General features: G+C 58.4%; 17 protein-coding genes. 4 read left to right on the plus strand and 13 right to left on the minus strand.

The features are described 5' to 3' along the window. The first annotated feature begins 406 nt into the window (after window positions 1–406). Window positions 407–673 (plus strand): DUF6124 family protein, encoded by a 267-nt coding sequence (locus tag ACM6IR_RS00980; RefSeq protein WP_414905961.1) that lies wholly within the window; start codon window positions 407–409, stop codon window positions 671–673. A 651-nt stretch (window positions 674–1,324) separates the two neighbouring features. Here the strand turns inward: ACM6IR_RS00980 and ACM6IR_RS00985 are convergent. After that, on the minus strand, window positions 1,325–1,576 hold the full coding sequence (locus ACM6IR_RS00985; RefSeq protein ID WP_414905962.1) for a bacteriocin immunity protein: 252 nt from the start codon (window positions 1,574–1,576) through the stop codon (window positions 1,325–1,327). After that, a complete protein-coding gene (locus tag ACM6IR_RS00990) occupies window positions 1,576–2,907 on the minus strand; it encodes an S-type pyocin domain-containing protein (RefSeq protein WP_414905963.1) in 1,332 nt (443 codons plus the stop codon). The genes ACM6IR_RS00985 and ACM6IR_RS00990 overlap by 1 nt, the downstream gene beginning before the upstream one ends. Window positions 2,908–3,126: 219 nt before the next feature. Here ACM6IR_RS00990 and ACM6IR_RS00995 point away from each other — a divergent pair, with 219 nt between their 5' ends. Then, window positions 3,127–3,426 carry a DUF6124 family protein gene (locus ACM6IR_RS00995; protein ID WP_414905964.1) on the plus strand — a complete coding sequence of 100 codons (300 nt, stop codon included), beginning with the start codon at window positions 3,127–3,129 and terminating at the stop codon, window positions 3,424–3,426. 87 nt (window positions 3,427–3,513) lie between these two features. On the opposite strand, the gene ACM6IR_RS01000 is transcribed toward ACM6IR_RS00995, so the two are convergent. Then, entirely contained in the window at window positions 3,514–4,476 is a 963-nt protein-coding gene (locus ACM6IR_RS01000; RefSeq protein ID WP_414905965.1) for an AraC family transcriptional regulator ligand-binding domain-containing protein, read from the minus strand. Between the two features lie 67 nt (window positions 4,477–4,543). Here ACM6IR_RS01000 and ACM6IR_RS01005 point away from each other — a divergent pair, with 67 nt between their 5' ends. Next, window positions 4,544–5,401, plus strand: a complete 858-nt coding sequence (locus tag ACM6IR_RS01005; RefSeq protein ID WP_414905966.1) for a sterol desaturase family protein — start codon at window positions 4,544–4,546, stop codon at window positions 5,399–5,401. Then, the gene (locus tag ACM6IR_RS01010; RefSeq protein WP_414905967.1) at window positions 5,398–5,991 is read left to right on the plus strand and encodes an NADPH-dependent FMN reductase; all 594 of its coding nucleotides are present in this window, start codon (window positions 5,398–5,400) and stop codon (window positions 5,989–5,991) included. The genes ACM6IR_RS01005 and ACM6IR_RS01010 overlap by 4 nt, the downstream gene beginning before the upstream one ends. Before the next feature lie 239 nt (window positions 5,992–6,230). On the opposite strand, the gene ACM6IR_RS01015 is transcribed toward ACM6IR_RS01010, so the two are convergent. The 10 genes from ACM6IR_RS01015 to ACM6IR_RS01060 are packed head-to-tail and all read right to left on the minus strand — an operon-like array spanning window position 6,231 to window position 16,440. Continuing rightward, window positions 6,231–7,457: a beta-ketoacyl-ACP synthase gene (locus ACM6IR_RS01015; RefSeq protein WP_414905968.1), complete on the minus strand. Its 1,227-nt coding sequence runs from the start codon at window positions 7,455–7,457 to the stop codon at window positions 6,231–6,233. Continuing rightward, window positions 7,457–8,185, minus strand: coding sequence for a 3-oxoacyl-ACP reductase FabG (gene fabG / locus ACM6IR_RS01020; RefSeq protein WP_414905969.1), 729 nt, complete (start codon window positions 8,183–8,185; stop codon window positions 7,457–7,459). Before fabG ends, ACM6IR_RS01015 begins: the two co-directional genes overlap by 1 nt. Beyond that, window positions 8,182–8,643 (minus strand): hotdog family protein, encoded by a 462-nt coding sequence (locus ACM6IR_RS01025; protein WP_414905970.1) that lies wholly within the window; start codon window positions 8,641–8,643, stop codon window positions 8,182–8,184. Before ACM6IR_RS01025 ends, fabG begins: the two co-directional genes overlap by 4 nt. Beyond that, a complete protein-coding gene (locus tag ACM6IR_RS01030; protein WP_414905971.1) occupies window positions 8,640–9,836 on the minus strand; it encodes a beta-ketoacyl-[acyl-carrier-protein] synthase family protein in 1,197 nt (398 codons plus the stop codon). The genes ACM6IR_RS01025 and ACM6IR_RS01030 overlap by 4 nt, the downstream gene beginning before the upstream one ends. Further along, on the minus strand, window positions 9,833–10,438 hold the full coding sequence (locus ACM6IR_RS01035; RefSeq protein ID WP_414905972.1) for a hypothetical protein: 606 nt from the start codon (window positions 10,436–10,438) through the stop codon (window positions 9,833–9,835). The genes ACM6IR_RS01030 and ACM6IR_RS01035 overlap by 4 nt, the downstream gene beginning before the upstream one ends. Beyond that, a complete protein-coding gene (locus ACM6IR_RS01040) occupies window positions 10,438–11,163 on the minus strand; it encodes a class I SAM-dependent methyltransferase (protein WP_414905973.1) in 726 nt (241 codons plus the stop codon). Before ACM6IR_RS01040 ends, ACM6IR_RS01035 begins: the two co-directional genes overlap by 1 nt. Then, on the minus strand, window positions 11,160–12,407 hold the full coding sequence (locus tag ACM6IR_RS01045; RefSeq protein WP_414905974.1) for an NAD(P)/FAD-dependent oxidoreductase: 1,248 nt from the start codon (window positions 12,405–12,407) through the stop codon (window positions 11,160–11,162). The genes ACM6IR_RS01040 and ACM6IR_RS01045 overlap by 4 nt, the downstream gene beginning before the upstream one ends. Beyond that, entirely contained in the window at window positions 12,394–13,554 is a 1,161-nt protein-coding gene (locus ACM6IR_RS01050) for a sodium:proton antiporter (protein WP_414905975.1), read from the minus strand. The genes ACM6IR_RS01045 and ACM6IR_RS01050 overlap by 14 nt, the downstream gene beginning before the upstream one ends. Further along, window positions 13,551–15,890 carry an MMPL family transporter gene (locus tag ACM6IR_RS01055; protein WP_414905976.1) on the minus strand — a complete coding sequence of 780 codons (2,340 nt, stop codon included), beginning with the start codon at window positions 15,888–15,890 and terminating at the stop codon, window positions 13,551–13,553. The genes ACM6IR_RS01050 and ACM6IR_RS01055 overlap by 4 nt, the downstream gene beginning before the upstream one ends. Then, on the minus strand, window positions 15,874–16,440 hold the full coding sequence (locus tag ACM6IR_RS01060; RefSeq protein WP_414906027.1) for an outer membrane lipoprotein carrier protein LolA: 567 nt from the start codon (window positions 16,438–16,440) through the stop codon (window positions 15,874–15,876). The genes ACM6IR_RS01055 and ACM6IR_RS01060 overlap by 17 nt, the downstream gene beginning before the upstream one ends. Window positions 16,441–16,502 lie beyond the last annotated feature (62 nt).

The following is a 16,502-nucleotide window of genomic DNA, read 5'->3' on the forward strand; positions in this document are numbered from 1 at the left end:
AAAGCGTCCACAAAATCACCAGAAAGGGTTCAGTTGCCTATGCCAAAGCGGACGCTTCGCTGAAGGGCGTAGGACATTTCCGAACTGTCTCGAACAGGCCACAGCGCCTTGCGGCATTGCCTACAACTAATCCAGAATCCGCCGGCTTGTGCGCTTTTGGGGCCATCGGTAACTTGATTCGCGTCACTGATTTCCAGTGATCGGGTTTAGTAGCCCGTGGTGACTCGAGGCGCATAGCGCATCAAACAGTCAGGTATTCCCATCCCTGCACTCTATGGTGGCTGTGCGTAGGGCGCTCTCGGGCGCGCCGGTCTCTCGGGTCCCCGGTCTACTAACCTGCGCACAGCTGCCACCTCATCTTATTAGTAGAGATGTGGTGGTAGCTCTAATCTCGAGGACCTGAATGATGCGTAACTCTAAACCGTATTCACCGGACACCGATCCGGACGCTCCACGCCAACCAAGCAAAATCTTCCTCATAAATCCCGATATCGACAACCAGACCCTGCTGGAATACGCCTGTGAATCCCTGGCATCAGCAAACGTCATGGCCAGCGATTTCGCGAGGTATCTGGAAGGATCGCAAAGCAACACGCTACTGGGGATTCAGCAGTCAATCATGCTGGGAGAACTGGCAGTAAACCGTGTATTGGATAACCTCGATCCACCCTGATGCGTCACGGCACCAGGACTCCCGAAAGGCGCCCTTTGTCGTTGTGCGCCAGGCATGGCGCGTTACGCGAACCCGACTCTCTCAGCGTGGTGGAGTCGCCGATGGCCAAGGCGTTTGTGGAGCTGTTGACGCGTAAGGTCGAGCCGCTGAAAGCGTGACTGCTTCGCAGTCATTCGCGAGCAGGCTCGCTCCCACAGGGTTTTGCGGTGTGAACACGATTTCTGCTCCACCAGCCATCCCCTGTGGGAGCGAGCGAAAGCCTCCACAAATTCACCAGAAAGGGTGCAGTTGCCTATGCCAAAGCGGACGCTTCGCTAAAGGGCGTAGGACATTTCCGAACTGCCTCGAACAGCGCAGGAAAGTCAGCGGGGCGGTTACATTGATTGAATGGCTGATGCGCAAGCAGACGCGATAGTTTCAAGGTTTTGTTGGGTAACAGTCTGCAAGTCGTCGACGACAAGACAGGTCGCGCTGGCGTTAATGAAAGCAAGTTGATTCAAGCTCAGTAAGCGCAGGACAGCCCCTGTGCAAAGCGCGGGGGCTTCTTTGATCCGTTCGGAAAACTCGCTTGCTTTGTACTCTGATAGAGGGCTTTTGAGTCCGATCATTTCGCACAGGACTGGGCTCCTGGCACAACGTTAGCCCCCTAAATCAGCCCCTAAAACCCGGTAAACCTTTGGAAATGCAGTAGTCATGGATTGTCTGCACTACTCCCTCCGGCGAATCATCTGCTCCATCCTTGGGATAGAACAACAAGTCGCTCCCCGCTGGGTGCGGCACGATCTTGTTGAAGTGTTCCACCAACTCCCCTCGTTCTTCTTCTGTCCCTGCATCGTCGATAGCATCAATCAGTGCTTTGAATTCCTGTTTGGTGTACTCGGAAAGATTGCTCTTGATTTCCATTACTCAGCCTTTCTGTGTAGGTCTAGATGATGCCTTGGTGTGACAGCTCGCAGGTTGTCAACATCGTATACGGCGCCACCATCCTTGATTAATTCTACGTGGTGCAGCTCGAAGGCAACTCGTTTTCCGGCATGCTCAATTTTGGGGGCGGCAGGGGCCAAGCCGTTCACCATGCCGGACAGGTTGCGTGAACTGAATTGCCGGCTTAACTCTGAATCATTAGCTACGGCTATCCAGAACGCTTTCCTGAATGTGTCAAAGCTACTGAATTTTTGTCCTCGGAGTTCATCCGCAATCCTCGTGGGAATGTGCGAGCCTAGCCCGGTGCGAGCCCCATCAAGCCAAATACCAGGGACATCTTCGCCCACACCTGTGACGACACCGGAGTCATACCGAGCACTGAGTACTAGGTAGATCGGCTCAAGCCCCGTATCGGCAGGAAACCAGATGATTGCATCCTGGTAATCGGGCGGATGCTCGGGGTTCACCAATATTTTGTTGGATTGCTCTGTAGGCGGGTACACCCATATCGTGGGCAATGGCGGGGCGCCTTCCAGTGCGGGAACTCTCGGTGCGTCATCCGGATTTGCGGCTGGCGTCCAGGTCAAGCCAATGCCGTTGCCGATGTCGGCGACGAACTTCTCGCCTTGCTGTTTTGCCTTGATGACCGGGACGAACTCCCAGTCTTTTTTCCCGCCGGTGTAGAAGCCGTAAGCGCTGACGGAACCATCAGGTAATGTCTTTACGTTGATGCGCACACGGGTTCGACCCGCATCCAGCAGCGCGTACTGATCATTTTTGTAGAAGGCGCTATCGGGAGAAAGGCTGGTGTTCGGCATCAATAACGCCACTATCCCCACCGCTGCACCAGCCGCCACCACTGAGCCGGTCAGATTGAGCGCAAGCGAACCGCCGAGCCGTTGGGCAAGGGTGCCGCCCGTCGCCGACCCGGCCACCCATTTGAGCGGTATGCCTTCGGTGGTAATCGCCGCGCCGGTGCCCAGTACGGCCCACAATCCGTAGTCGGCCAGTGGTTCGACCGGGACAAAACCGGCGGGGTTGTTATGGTTGATGACGCCGTCAGGGAGGTTGCAGCTTTTGGCGAACACGCAACCTTTGCTATCGAGTTGCTTGTGTTTTTCGACTTGTATGAGGACGCGATCTTCATAGGCTTGTTGCTTGGCGAGCATGTCGTCGTAGGCCTTTTGCCTGGCATCACGTTCGGCGAGTTCGGTCGGGGTCATGTCTCGCAGGTAGCGTGATCCGTTTCCACTACCACCACCTCCACTGGCATATTCCCAGACTTGGGGGATGTTCTTGTCGCGAGCCATAGGTGTTTTTCTGCATGTGACTGTAGGAGTAGCGAACCTACCGGGGAGGCACAGGCGCTGGCATTAGGACGTTTCCTAAATGCAGCGCTGAAATTTCCTATTTCATGTTGTTTCTGTGGTGCGAGGAGAATTGCCTGGATTTGGCTGTGGCCTGGTATTGGGCTTTGGGGGCTGCGATGTTTTGCATCAAAATGCCCTTGTCCTGAGGGCTACACGACGTTGCGTCGTTGCCTAGAACTACGCCAGAACCCACCGGACTCTGATCCGGTCACTCCATTTGAATCAACCGATTCTGACACACGCCAACCAAGCAACATCTTCCTCATCGCCCCCGAAATCGACAACCAGACCTTGCTCGAATACGCCTGTGAATCCCTGGCGTCAGCCAACGTCATGGCCAGTGATTTCGCTAGGTATCTGGAAGGATCACAATGCAACACACTGCTGGGGATTCAGCAGTCGATCATGTTGGGGGAGCTGGCAGTAAACCGTGTGTTGGATAACCTAGATCCACCCTGATGCGTCAGGGCACTGGGACTCCCGAAAGGGGCTTATGAGACGCTGAGGATAAATCAATGGCAGGCTCGAAATATTCGGGTGGCCACCTTATTTCCTGTCACGCCATCGACTTCTTGCGTGGAGATAAGCGGTCAAATCGCTGTAGCCCAATTGAGCTGCAATTTCCGTTAACGACTCTCCCTGCATTTCAAGATGCAGTTCCAGTTCTGCGCGAATCTGATCGAGTAATTGTCTGAAGGTCGTGCCCTGCTCATCCAGACGCCTGCGTAATGTTCTGGGCGTCTGGTGCAGTGCCTTTGCCAGATGGTCCAGATTTGGAGTTTCACCTCTCGCCAGAGACCGTCGCGCACCTTCAGCAACCTTGGCTGACCAACCGCTGAAGTTACGGTGTGCGGCAATCCTTCGATCCAGCTCCTGAGTCAATAACTCCAACATCCCGTGATGACGGGTCTGCATCGGCAGGCTCAAGCTTCGAGCATCGAAATAGAGGCAGTTAGCCGTGCAGTCAAACTCGATATGATTGCCAAACCACTGGGTGTACTGTTTGTAATACGTGGGTCGCGAATGAATGAATTTGGCCAGCACTGGCTGCACATCCTGTCCCGTTCCCCGTCGTAACTGCGCGATGGACATTGCGCCGTAGTGTTCGACGACATATCGCGCCAACTCGCCTGGCGCATCGACGCACAGTTCGACTCCGACACCGTTTTCGTCGCTCACCAATTTCACACTATCAGTGTCTGAGGCAAGCGGTGCGTACTTGGCCCAAAGGTGCATGGACGACAAAACGTCGGGACTGTACAGGCAAAGATAAGCCAACACGTGCCAGTCCTGAGGCGTGAACAGCGCGAACAGTTTTAACCCGATAGCCGGGTCAATGCGCGCCGCCTCACGCCATAGCTGATTCAGTTCGATCAGGCTGTAATCCGTGGTTTTTCGCAAGACTTGGCTATCAAGGAAGCGCTCCAGCACCTGGCCCAGCCTGCCGCGATGAAAGCGCTGGGGCGGGTGGTTGGCCGGTTCTAGCTCAATTCTGTCCATTTCGCGCATTGGGTGGGCTTGCTCCTGGGTCTCTAATGACAAGGCATTGCCCGTAAGGGCCTAAATCGAGAGTGCCATGAATATAACAATGCTCGTCAATCACCCTGCTGTGATAGTGGCCGGGATTTTCCTTGGCTTCATTTTGCTGGAACTTGCCTGCTCCTCGTTTCGTCAGTCGTCAGGTAGTAAGCGTGACGTACTCATTGAAGTCGTCGGCTCCGGTTTATTAGTGATGGTCACATTCCCTTTAGTCATGTGGCTAAGTGGTTCGATATTAAATCAGGCCATCCCGGATATGAAGGGCGCGTTGTCCGGAATTCCTTGGGTTGCAGGATTTGCATTGTTTCTACTGCTGGATGACATGACCCAATATTGGTGGCATCGCCTGACTCATCGGGTTCCCGCCCTTTATGCATTGCATCGTGCACATCATTCTGCGCCCTATATGAGCGTCCGCATCGTCTATCGCAACAACAGTTTCTACTACCTTTTGATGCCGGGTATCTGGCTATCTGGTGTGTTGATTTATCTGGGGCTTGCACCCGTTTATTACGTTTATTTGATTCTTAAAATGACTGTGATCTTCGCGGCACACAGCAGCGTTACGTGGGACGACAAACTTTATCGCATCCGCGCTTTTCGCCCACTTATCTGGGTTCTGGAGCGAACCATCTCCACGCCATCCACTCACTCTGCGCATCACGGTTTGACTGCCGAGGATGGCGTGACGCACTACAAAGGCAATTTCGGTAACATGTTATTTTTATGGGACGTGTTGTTCGGCACAGCCAAAATTACCCGTAGGCGTCCGCCAGCATACGGTATCGAACACTTGTCACCGATAAGCTGGAAAGAAGAATTGTTCTGGCCAATCGTCCGCTCCCACCGCACCGTACCCAAGGTAAGCAACGCTAAACAGAAGGTGGCACAATGAGCCGCCATATCGTTCTGTTGTCTGGATCGAATAGATCCAACAGTCAATCAGTCAAGGTTGCCAATTATCTGCGCGACCGATTAGAAGCACTCGAGCTTTGTGACTCAAGCGAACTGATAGACCTGGCTTCTAGTCCGCTACCGCTTTGGCCAGAAGAAGACACTCAGAAAGTCTGGAGTGTCCAGCAAGCGATCCTCAAAAAAGCAACCGCATTGATCGTGATTAGCCCTGAGTGGAATGGCATGGCTTGCCCGGCCCTGAAGAACTTCTTTTTGTACGCAGGGCTCGGAGAACTAGGACATAAGCCCACGCTTTTAGTGGGTGTTTCGGCTGGACTTGGGGGAGCCTACCCAATTACAGAGTTGCGTGCTTCAAGCTACAAAAATAGCCGGATCCTGTATTTGCCTGAACAATTGATTATAAGAAACGTTGAATCGATGTTGAACAGCGAATGTCCTTCAGACGAAAATGATATGCGCATCCGCGCACGTGCCGACTGGGCTTTGCATATACTTTGTCAATACGATGAAGCCTTGAGTACGATACGACCGACAATCAAACATCCGCCTGAGTTTTCTACCGGGATGTAAAGTTGCCACACTTCAAGAGCTGTTTAAATTAAGTACACCGCTTAAGTGGCACTATCAGCTTAACGTGAAAAGGATGCTTGTTTTAATGCCTGCGTCCCTGGCTCAATCAAGTTCTTCCATCATTACAGTGCGTTTCGGAAATGACGGTCTCCGTTTTTCGGTTATGTCATTTTTTTGCTGGGGGCATAAAAAGATCGTCCGGACGCGGCCTGAGCCTTCGGACGATCTTTTGATTTTGCTTATGCCCAGCGCTTGAAAATCAGCGACGTATTCACCCCGCCAAACGCAAAATTATTGTTCATCACGTACTGATTACTCATCTGCCGAAACTCGCCGCGCAGGTAATCAAGCTTGCCGCATTGCGGATCGACGTCGTCGAGGTTGAAGGTGTGGGCGTATAGGTCGCGATTCATCATTTCGATGCTGAACCAGGATTCGAGTGCGCCGCAGGCGCCGAGGGTGTGGCCGAGGAAGCTCTTTTGCGAACTGATCGGCATGTGCTCGCCGAACAGGCTGCTGGTGGCCAGGGTTTCGGCGATGTCGCCTTGTTCAGTCGCGGTGCCGTGACCGTTGACGTAGCCGATGTCCGAAGGCTGCAGGCCGGCGTCTTCCAGGGCCAGTTCCATGGCTCGGCGCATGGTGACCAGCTCTGGGCGAGTGGCGTGCTGGCCATCGGCGTTGCTGCCGAAACCGACGAGTTCTGCATGGATGCGGGCACCGCGAGCCAGGGCGTGTTCCAGCTCTTCCAGTACCAGCATGCCGCCGCCTTCGCCGATCACCAGGCCGTCGCGTCCTTTGTCATACGGGCGCGGGCTGGTCTGCGGGGCGTCGTTTTTCAGGCTGGTGGCGTAGAGTGCGTCGAAGACCATGGCTTCGGTGGGGCACAGCTCTTCGGCACCGCCGGCGAGCATCAGGGGCAGGCGGCCGAACTTGATCGACTCGTAGGCGTAGCCGATGCCCTGGCTGCCGCTGGTGCAGGCGCTGGAAGTCGGGATCAGCCGGCCGGTAAGGCCGAAGAAGATGCTGATGTTCGCCGCCGTGGTGTGCGGCATCATGCGCACGTAGGAGTTGGCGTTCAGGCCTTCGGCCACCGAGTTGAGCAGCATCTTGCCGAACGCCTTGATCTCGTCGGTGCTGCCGGTGGAGGAGCCGCACGAGACGCCCATGCGCCCGTCCTTGATCGACTCGTCGCCCAGCAGCCCGGCATCGGCCAGCGCCTGCTCAGCCGCGCCGACCGCCAGGCGCGATACGCGGCCCATGCTGCGCAGTTGCTTGCGGGTCCAGTGGCTTGGCACCTTGAAGTCATCGATGGGCCCCGCCAGACGGGTGTTGAGTTCAGTAAAACGATCCCACTCGTCCATCCGGCGAATGCCGCTGCGGTTGGCCGCGAAGTTGCCGGCGATGGTCTCCCAATCGCTGCCCAGTGAGGTGATGCCGGCCATGCCGGTGACGACGACGCGCTTCATCAGCACAGGCCTCCATTGACGGCCAGAACCTGCCGGGTGATGTACGACGCTTCCGCCGACATCAGGAAATTCACCGCGCCGGCCACCTCTTCAGGGGTGCCCATGCGTTGTGCGGGGATCATTTTCATCAGTTCTTCCACCGGCACGTTTTCATCGAGCATGGCGGTGTCGATCAAGCCGGGTGCGACGCAGTTAACGGTAATTTTGCGCTTGCCCAGTTCGATCGCCAACGCTTTTGCTGCGCCGATCAGACCGGCCTTGGAGGCGCTGTAGTTGACCTGGCCACGGTTGCCGATCAACCCCGAAACCGAGGTGATACAGACAATTCGCCCGGCCGCGCGACGACGAATCATCGGCATCATCACCGGGTGCAGCACGTTGTAGAAACCGTCGAGGTTGGTGCGCATTACGACGTCCCAATCATCCTCGCTCAGCGCCGGAAAAGCACCGTCGCGCGTCAGGCCAGCGTTCAACACCACGCCGTAATAGGCGCCGTGGGCTTCTACGTCGGCTTCGAGAACGGCTTTGCAACTGGCGCGGTCGGACACGTCGAATTGCAGAATGCGCGCATGGCGACCCAAGGCTTCCACCTCGGCCTTCACTGCGACAGCGTCGGACAGACCGCTGCGGCAATGCAGCACGATGTCATGCCCGGCCTGCGCCAGTCGTAAAGCGATAGCGCGGCCAATGCCACGGCTGGAACCGGTGACCAGTACGGATTCAGTCATGACTGGACTCCTGGGGATTCATGAAGGTATTGAGCGGCCTGAGGCGGACGAAACACGTTCAGACGGGCGGTGGCGTGAATGCCGGGGGCGTTGATATGACATTCGAACACGCCCATGCCGTTGTCGTCTTCCAATGAGCGAATCCCGTGGATCGTCAACTCGGTGCCGGCGGGGAAATGCTCGACGTTGCATTCGAATTTACGGGTGCCCAGCAGGAAGCCCAGTGCCACCGCATCGCCGCGCTGGCGCGCATGACAGCCAGCGTATGCCGCTACGCTCTGGGCCATCAGTTCGATGCCGACCCAGGCCGGCAGGCTGCCGTCGGGGAGACTGAACAGGCCGTCGGGCCTGACGGTGAGACGGGTATAAATCTGCTCGTCATCGAACGACAGGATCTGTTCGATGAGGATCATGTCGCCTGCGTGGGGCAGCAGTTCGGCGAGCGGCCAGTCAATCATGGTGCGTCTCCGATAATCAGGCTGACGTTGTTGCCACCGAAGGCAAAGGAATTGCTCATCAGATAGCGAGGTGCAATGGACGTCAGGCGATCGGTCGGGGTCACCCATTTCAGGGGTGGCAACTCGGGGTCGGGTTGACCGTCCCAGACGTGTGGCGGCAACTGATGCCCGCGGTTGTCCTGGCTCAGGCTCAACCAGCAGAACGCCGCTTCCAGCGCGCCGGCAGCGCCGAGGGTGTGCCCGGTCATGGGTTTGGTCGACGAACACGGCACGCCTTCAGGAAACACTGCCGCGACGGCCAGGCTTTCCATGGCGTCGTTGTGTTGAGTGGCGGTGCCGTGGAGGTTCAGGTAGCCGATTTGATCGGGTTGCAGGTTCGCGCGGGCCAAGGCCTTTTGCATGGCTTGTTGAGCACCGCGGCCGTTCGGTTCCGGTGCGGAAATGTGGTGTGCGTCGGAGCTGGCGCCACTGCCCAACAGGGCAATCGGCGGCTTGTCGCCAGCGCTTTTGCTCATCAGGAACAGCACGGCGGCTTCGCCAATGTTGATCCCGTTACGGTTCACCGAGAACGGATTGCAACGCTGCCCGCTCACCGCTTCCAGTGCCGAGAAGCCATTGAGGGTCAGCTTGCACAGGCTGTCGACACCGCCGCACAACACCGCATCGCACACGCCGAGGTCCAGCAGTCGCTGGGCACTCATCAGTGCTCGGGCGCTGGAGGTGCAGGCTGTGGAAATCACGTAGGCCGGGCCGCTCAATTGCAGCCAGTCGGCGAGGAAATTTGCCGGTGCGCCGAGCTCCTGTTGCTGATAGTTGTACTCGGCAGGGAATTCATGTTCGCGGATGTAATGGGCCAACCCGCAGCTGGCTTCTTCAATGCCCGAGGTGCTGGTGCCCAGGACGATACCGATACGGCCACGACCATAGGTCTGGATTGCCTGGTCGATGTCTTCGCGAATTTGCAGCGCGGCTTCCAGCAACAATTGGTTATTACGGCTGGCTTGCTCAATCAGTTCGGCTGGTATCGGTGGCAACGCACCTTGCACGGCCGCCACCGGTAACGCTCGCTCCGCGACCCAACCGGTCTCGCTACGCATGCCGGAGCAGTCGCCGGCAAACAGGTTACGGGCGACTTCGTGCTTGCCACGCCCCAGGGCGCAGATCATCCCGAGGGCATTCAGATAGGCGGTCATGGTGCCTCCCCGCTCAGGGGTGTGACTTGATACTTCGGACCTTTGGGCAGGTTCAATTCAAAGCTCAAGGGTTGTGAATAACGAACATCCCAGCGTGTTGGGAGGGCTCTTTGTGCGCCATGTTGCCAGGCGGCGGGGTAGTTGCCCGACAGTTCATCCTTGGGCGTCAACGCAAACAGCAGCGCCGCGAACAGCTCCCGGGCTTCCGGATTGGGCGGCAGCAGGCCGTCGGCTTGCCACTGTCCATCAATCAGCTTTTGGCGGGCCTGAGGAATGCCCAGCAGGTCCATCATCGACCAGCGAATGCCAGGGCCTTCACGCTGGATCACCAGCACCCAGTCCAGACGTTGATCTGCCTGCAAGCGTTGAATGTGCAATTGCAGCGGCAACGACAGGCTAGGGGTTCGCTCGGGCAGCGGCGGCTGGCTGGCGCAAGCACTCAACAATAGGACAGCGCCAAGTAGCAGAAATCGCAGAATGTTTGCAGTCCCTGTGGGAGCGAGCCTGCTCGCGAATGCGGTCTTACATTCACCAATGATATTGACTGACACACCGCTTTCGCGAGCAGGCTCGCTCCCACAGGTATGAGTTGCACTAAGCATCAAACAACACCTTCCAGGGGTTTGCGCGCAACCACGTTGACCAGGGTTTCTTCCCGTTGGCCAATGGGTTTTGGCTGGCGCAGACCCAAGCGTTCGAGCAGGCCGAAATCCTTGGCACGGCTCCACCATAAATACGGATAAGACACGTTGTGCGGGCCAAATTCGAAACCCTGCCGACGAATCATCGCCAGATAGCCGTCAGCGCTCTTCTGCACCTGCATCGGGTGGCGGAACAGCCAGCGAATCACCCACGTATCAATGTAAGCCTCAGTGGATTCGGCGAACAGCAAATAACCGCCGGGCTTGAGCACGCGGTAGAACTCGGCCAATGCCCGTTCCTGCTCCACCAGGTGGTGGAAGGTCTGGTGACAGAACAGCAGATCGACGCTGGAATCCGGCACGGCAAGCGTTGCGCAGTCGCTGCCGATCAGCTCCACGTCCATGCATCGACGCATGGCTTCTTCGTTGCTCAGGGACAGGCTGTGCGGGTCGGCATCCACCCCGATCAGCCGCTGCGGCGCAAAGGTCTGGTGCAAGTGCTGGAACGACTTGCCTTGCCCGCAACCGGCATCTAAAAGCACCGCATCGCGAGGCAGCGGCTCGCTGAACAGGCTGCGCAAATCGTTGATCGCGACCCGCAGCACACGGTGCTGCCAGGTATGGCTGCGCAGGAACCACAAACCGAAGCGGGTTTCTTCAACGTAGGTGTCGCTCAAGTAGCTCATGTGACATCCCTGGCACAGAGTTCTGACAGCATCCGCAGCCGGCGTTTCGGTTCGGTGACAAACGGATTGCGCTCGTCCCAGGCATAACCGGCGAGGATCGAACAGATCATTCGACGAATATCCGGTGAGCCGCCCTCATGGTAAATCACATCCTGGAACGTCCCGGCGTACCAGCCTTCGACGTAGCAGCGGAACGTGTCGACGCCGCGCTTGAGCGGCTCGGCAAACTCGGTCTGCCAGTCGACGCTTTCGCCCTGCAACTGACGGTGTAGAACCGCAGCGGCCATGCTCGCCGAGCGCATGGCGATGGTCACACCAGAGGAAAACACCGGGTCGAGGAATTCCGCCGCGTTGCCCAACAGCGCAAACCCCGGACCATGCAGGGTTTTGACGTTGGCCGAATAGCCGCCGATGGTGCGCGCCGGCGTATCCCAAACCGCATTGTTCAGCACCCCGGACAGGCTTGGCGTCTCGGCAATGAAACCGCGCAGGCAGTCATCCAGGTTTTCAGCACGACCTTCGAAGTGTTCGGCAGCTGCAACCACGCCGACCGAGCAGCGGCCATTGCTGAACGGGATGGTCCAGAACCAGACATCGCGCTGGGTCGGGTGCGTGGTGATGAGGATCTTTTCCCGTTCGAATGTCGGGCTGTCGATATGGTCTTCGATGTGCGTGAACACCGCCTGACGCACCGGGAAATTCGACGGTGAATCAAGGTCCAGCAGGCGTGGCAACACACGGCCATAACCGCTGGCATCGAGCATGAAATCAGCTTCGATGCGGTATTCGCTGCCGTCCTCACGGCGCACGCCGAGCTGCGGTTTTACCCGGTCGATGTCAACGCTGACAATCGCTTCGCCGTAGCGAACTTCCACACCCTGCAGGGCGGCCTGATCGGCCAGCAGTTTGTCGAAATCAGCGCGCAGAACCTGAAAAGTGGTCGGCTTGCCGTTGCTGAAGGTGTCACCGAAATCGAAGGCGCTGTACTGCTCGCCCCACGCAAATGCCGCACCGGTTTTCAGCTGGAAACCGGCCGCGTTCACGGCTTCAAGCATGCCGGCTTCTTCAACGAAATCCAGGCAATGCGACAACAGGCTTTCGCCGATGGAAAACCGTGGGAAATGCTGGCGCTCGATCATCAGCACATCGTGACCTTTGCGCTTGAGCAGCGCCGCGGCGATGGCCCCCGAGGGGCCCGCGCCGATGACCACCACCTGACGACGTTCCATTTCAACTGTTGGCATGGGGGCTCCTTGCCGGGACGGCGATGGTTATGGGGGTTCGGTGCATGCCGGCGAGTGCCGGCAGCAGTGTTGCGATCAGGCCCATCAGCATCAGCGCAAAATACAGCGCCGGGCTGATGAGCTGTTGTTGCAGCAGCAGGTTGAGAAAGACGATCTCACTCAAGCCACGGATGTTCAGCAGGATACTTTCCCGCCAGCGACTGGCCCCTTCAAACGAAGCGCCGGCCCAGCCGAGGCCCAGCCAGTTGCCCAGCAGTTTGCTGGCAATCGGCAACAGCAGCAGTGCCGCCAGTTGTGCCCAGCCGAGGCTGTCCATGGCGCTATGAACGTTGATCTGCACGATGCCGAACGTGAGGATCAGCGGGATCGCGATGTACGTCTGTAGGCGAATCATCCATCGCACCGGCAACGGCAGTACCAGCGGCACCTTGAGCGCGGCCATGCATAGCAGATAGCCAATACCGAAAATCAGCGCATTGAGCTTGAAGTGTTCAGCGACCACCAACAGTGCGAAAAAGCTGCCGGTGTGCAGCAGCGGTTGGCGCAGACCCAGCAGGCGCAGCAGCAACGGCAGGCAAGCCCCCGCCAGCGGCAGCAACAGACTGCTCAGGTGCAAGCTGCCCTGTGCGATGGCGAACAGGGTCCAGCAGGTGAGGTCGATGAGAATCGCGGTCTGCACCAGTCGCCGGGTGGCGGCTGGCGGGTAGTTGATGTGCCGCAGGTACAAATACAACACCGGAATCGCGGTAATGGCGAACAGCAGGCCGACCGCCAACGAGCTGATCCACGGCTGCGCCGGCAACAGCCACACCGCCGTCGCCAGCCCGCAGGCGAACGGAATGCAGAAACTCGGCAACGCGATTTTTACGCTTTGACGGTCGAGTCGCAGATCGATGACGTCGCTGAGAATGTTCCCCAGCAGCAAGGCAAAACTCAGGCTGTAGAGGTTTTTCAGCCAGACCGGTGCGATCAGTTCGGCGCCACTCAGTTGCCAGCCCGGTTCGATCCAGAAGTACATCAACAGCGGCAAGCCGACGGTCGCCAACAGCAACTGGCTGACGATCGGGATCAAGCCAACGTGACGACCGACCCGCGTGGCAACGGCGAATAACGCCAGGGCCATCACCCAGAACAGGACGACCGTCATGCTGCCGACTCCGCAACAGGCGCCGGATGGACGTGACGACCGGCCCACGGCGCGAGTATGAAGCTGAACGCCAGACCGAGGCTCACCGATAAACCGAAGTTGCTCACCGCCGGCGTGCTCGACACCGCCAGCAATCCAAACGACAGCCACGTGGTCAGTGCCGCCAGCAAGGTGCCCAGCAGGCTCACGGCGGCGCCGCCGACCTGTTCGCGCATGAGGATCGCGTAGTCGACGCTGATCGCCGTTACCAGCAGCAGGCCGAACAGGCTGAACAGTGTCAGCGGCTGACCGAGCCAGCCGAGACTGGCGAGGCTGCAAAGGGCGGCCAGCAATGGCAGAGCGACAATTCGCAGCGCGCCGCCGAGGCCGAATGGCAGGATCAGCACCAGCACGATCAACACGCAGGAGGCGAGTTTCAATTCTGCAGCACTGATCTGCGTCGCGGCGAAAACACTGTTCAACTCACCGAGACGATCCACCAACTGCACGCCTGGCAAGCCCAATGCCTGAGCTTGCAACAGTGCAGGGTTGTTCAGGCCTTGCAGGCTGACCATCGCTGCCACGCCGTCTTCGGTGAGCCCCAGCCACAACGTGCGATAGGGTTCCGCCAATGGACCGACCAGCGCCGAATCGATGTCTTCGGTGGGCAGCGCCTGCAACTTCGTCAACTCCGCTTGCAGCGCTGCGAGCGGCACGCCGACGTTGAGCAGGGGTTGCCAGAATAGCGGTAGCTTGTTCAGCGCTTCACGCACTCGTCGTTGTTCGCTCGGCTGGCTGACCAGTTGATTCAGCGAGAGATAGCCCTGGAGTTTGTTCAGGTTGATTAACTGATCGAGGCGCTCGTTCAACGCGGTTTGGCGCTCCAGCAATTGCTGCTGATTGCTCGCGTGCACCAGGAAAAATTGACTGGTGGGTTGATAGCCGGTGATGCGCGCAATGGTCTGGGCCTCGTCGGTCAACTGTTGCGGTGTACCGATCCACTGGCGGATGTCGTTTTTGCTGTCGAGCTGTACCAGACCGCCGACACAGAAAGCGATCAGCAGTGCGAGCAAAATCGGGGTACTCACGTATTTGAGCAGTGTTTCACGCAGGTTCACCAAAAACGCGGAGACGCGCAGCATCCACTGCGCGGGACGTAAATCCGTGCCCTTGAGCAGTGCCGGCAACAGGCATACGGCAGACAAGTAGGCGCCGACCAGGCCGGCGGCGGAGAACACGGCAATCTGGGTCAGCGCCGGAAACGGTGTCCATGCCAGCGCCAGATAGCCTATGCAACTGGTGATCAGGCTTAGCGTCAGGCCCGGCAACGTCAGGCGCAATGCCGGCCAACTGTGCCAGGGTTTCAGGCTCCAGCTCTTGGACAGGTAATGCAGCGGGTAATCCACTGCAACCCCGATCAGGCTGGAGCCGAGCACCAGCGTCATCACATGCATATGGCCGAACATCGCCACGCAGGTCACCGCGCCAAACAGCATGCCTGCCAGCACCGGGACGAAGGCCAGCAACACCCGAAAACGCCGGAAGGCCAGCAGCAACAGCAGCAGAATCCCCAGCGTGGCTCCACCACCGACCCAGGTGATTTCGCGCGTGGCTTGCTTTTGCCCGTTGGCCGCATAGAGCAAGCCGCTGGCAGCGAGCACTTGTACATTCGCCTGGGCGGCTTCTTCGCGGCTGTGTTTGAGCAACTCGGCCACTTGCAGCGGCAGGTTCATGTCAAAGGCGTTGCCGGTCGTGCGTGCCCGCAGCAGCACCCAACTCTTGCCGTCGGCATCGGCAACCAGCGCGCCGCTGCCGATGTCCAGTTGCACCGAGCCGTGTTGCGGCTGGCTGTTCTGGATGCGCCCGGTCAGGCCCAGCCAGTCGTCCTGGCTCGGCACCAGACTGAAGCCGGTGAACGGGTCGAACAGGGCTTGCACGCGCTGCTGGATAAACGCGTCGGGATGCTCGATCAGTTGCTGGCGGTCCGCCGTCGAGAGCATCGCCAGACGGCCTTGGAGCAATTGCGTGCGCAGCGCCGGCAAGTCCGCTTGCAGGGTCCACTGGACCTTTTCGAACAAGCCGCTGGCCTGCCACTGCTCGCCCAGTTTCTGCGCCATGGTGATGGCTTGCTGGCGATCGGCGTGGCCGACCAGCACCAGCATTTCGCGGTTCAGCGGTTCTTGCATGCGTTGTTCGGCGCGCAGTTCCAAGGCGTCCGGTGCGGTGCCGGGCACCAGTTCCATCAGGTTGGCCGACAGCGGTGCGCCGTTACGCCATTGCCAACCGGCGAGCGCGAGCACCGCCAGCAGCAGGAGCAGAAACAGTCGCGGAAGATTCCGTTCACTCGGCAAAGTCATGCTGCTCCGGGTCGCTCAATGGTCGGTCGCTGGTGCTGCCCTGCATGCGCAACAGAGTGCTGTCACCCTGGGTTTCCAGCAGCTCGATGGTCTGCACCAACTCACCGCCAGCGATATTGATTTGAGTGAACACCTGTTTGAGCAGCATTGAACGAGGAAGCAGCGTCAGCTTCCAGTTCTGGGCATCGCCGCTCAGCGACAGGTCGAAGTCACGTTGCAGCCCGCTGCTATCGCCTTGCAGCACGGCCAGGAACAAGCGGTTCTGCTCGGCGCCTGCGCTTTTGCCGGGCAGCATTTGCCAACCATTGGCATCGCGTCGTGCGATGCCGTTGGCGTTGATGCGGTAATCCTGTTGCAGCGGGGTTTTCAGCAACCACAGCAGGCCATGGTTTTTAGCGAGGACGAACGTGCCCGTGCTGGTCAACGGCTGCGGCAGGGCGCGCAGGTGTTTTTCCTGAACGAAATTGCCATGGATCACATCGGGTTTCGCCAGTTGATCGCTGAGCTGTTGCAGATCGAATGCCTGCGCCAGCGACGTGCAACCCAACATCAATACCAGCGCCGCCACGATCCCGTAGCAGCTGCCGAGCCCGCGAGGCTGCGTTCGGCGGC

The sequence above is a fragment of the Pseudomonas sp. IT-P253 genome (genome assembly GCF_949768125.1).
GTDB lineage: Bacteria > Pseudomonadota > Gammaproteobacteria > Pseudomonadales > Pseudomonadaceae > Aquipseudomonas.